1 pseudogene is annotated in these 2215 nt (G+C 61.9%); it reads left to right on the forward strand.

What is annotated here, in order from left to right:
• Nucleotides 1-208 precede the first annotated feature (208 nt).
• Nucleotides 209-2215 (forward strand): annotated as a pseudogene (locus K2Z83_RS28200) (DUF11 domain-containing protein); the annotation flags it as partial.

A 2215-nucleotide genomic window follows, 5' to 3' on the forward strand; every position in this document is an offset into this window, starting at 1 on the left:
TAGTTCTGCTGCGACGCGGCTATGACGCGCCGCAGCAGAACTAATGTTGCATGTGTCTGCCGGGCACAGCTTATGGATGTGCGTACTACATGTATATGTTATCTTGGGCCATGATGAACGTTTATATGCACGTCATGTTTACATCTAACAGAGAGCGGGGCGTGCAGCCATGATGCCGGAGAGTCCCGCCGAACGGAGGCAACGCTGTATGATGCCATTTCGCCCAGCATCCGGTCGCGTATTTCGGCTCGCGTTTATCGCCCTGCTGCTGATCATCGCCATGCCCGGCGGCGCCATCGCCATCGAGTCCCCGCCCGCCGGGCTGCAGACCTACCTCCAGACAAATGGCCCGACGAGCGATATCGGTAAAGGGGACTGGTATACTAGCGACGCAAACGGCGTGCTCGCCGGCTACCACTACCACGAGATCACCGTCCCCTGCGGCTGGCCCGCCACACTTCCGGTGTACATCGATCTGTTCAGCCCCGAGATGGTGGTCGCCGCGGTCGGCGATGAGGTGCGGCCCATGGAGAATCTCGCAAATGCCAACGCCACGTTCTTCGAGCTCTATGACGTCGGGACGGTGATCGGCCCAGGCCCCAATCAGCCCGCCGCCGGCGCCGCCGGCTCGATCCTGTCCGAACTCTATCCGCCTCTTGCGACAGGTGAGGCCTGGCGCCGCTTCGCCACCCTGGCCGCGCCCGTCACCTGCGGCACCTACGTGCTGCGCGCCGAGACCCTTGTCGATGATGAGAACTCCTGGCGCGTGCGCGTCGGCACCGATGATGATAGCGACCCAGACAATGTCCCGCCGGCGAACTATGACAACCCCGACGGCCTCCCCGGCACCGATGATGAGATCATGATCGGCGTGCGCACCGGCTCATACCAGAATGATGTGACGACGCTGTCGGTAGGCTTTCCGATCGCAGATCAGTGCCTCACGCTCTACGAGTATGTTAAGCCCGGCAGCACATCGGTGGCATTCAATAACTTTGATCTTGATTATCCTGGTCTCGATGCTGAGATTCTTTACTACCCACCTAGCGCCGCTTACGATCCTGCTGCACCACAAAGCGGTGGAATTTCCTATACCCCTTCGGGCGGCACCGTATGGAACACTAGTGCAACTGTGAATCGTGGCACTGGTGATGTCTTCCCTAATGCCACTTTACCGATCCTTGAGTCTGGCTGGTGGAAGATCGTCACGTGTGCTAATGGGAATAACCAGTACATTCAAGAAGGCCAGACTAACTCTAGCGCCTACTACGTGCAGCCCCCCATTCCCGCAATGGAAGTGAGCAAGGGCGATGGTGTCGACCTCGTCTCGCCCGGCGACCAGCTCAGCTACACAATCATCTACACGAACACCTCTAGCGGCGCAACCGCTGGTGCCGCAACCAGCGTGGTGCTTACAGACACCATCCCGGCAAATACGACCTATGTGGACTGTGTGATTCCGCCAGCGGAGGGCAGCTGTAGTGAGTCTGGGGGTAAGGTTACTTTCATCCTTGCCCATAGCGTCAAAGCTGGCCAGTCTGGAAGCGTGCAGGTTATTGTTACGGTCAGCCCCACCGCTGCCGGCGGCGACACGGTCGTCAACACGGTCACCCTCGACTACAACGATAGCCTGGGAAACCCCTACCCCCCGCAGAGCGACACCGACACCGACACGGTGCAGGTGAATCCCGTGCTGCCGGTGCTGACGGTCGCGAAGGACGACGGCGTCGCGGCCGTATCCGCCGGCGACAGCCTGACCTACGCGATTCGCTATGAGAACGTCACCACCGGCGCTCCGGCCCGCCCGGCGACGAATGTGGTGCTGCGCGACACCATCCCCAGCAACACGAGCTACGTGAGCTGCGTCATTGCCCCCCCCGCCACCGGCATCTGTGGCGAGGCAGGCGGCGTGGTCACCTTCACGATCTCCGGGAGCATCGCGGCGGGCGAGAGCGGCCTCGTGCAGGTGACGGTGACGGTGGACGCAGGGGCGGGCGGCACGGTGGAGAACACCGTCACGCTCGACTATGAGGACGATGCGGGCAACTCGCGGCCGCAGCGGAGCGCCACCGACATCGACCAGCTGCCCGCGCCCGACCTGCGCCTCCTCAAGAGCGCAGATAGCGCGCTGGTGACCGCCGGCCAGCTGATCACCTACACGCTGGCCTACTTCAACGATAGCCCCGCGACGGCCAGCGGCGTGCAGATCGATGAG

The sequence above is a fragment of the Oscillochloris sp. ZM17-4 genome (assembly GCF_019599295.1).
Taxonomy (GTDB): domain Bacteria; phylum Chloroflexota; class Chloroflexia; order Chloroflexales; family Chloroflexaceae; genus Oscillochloris.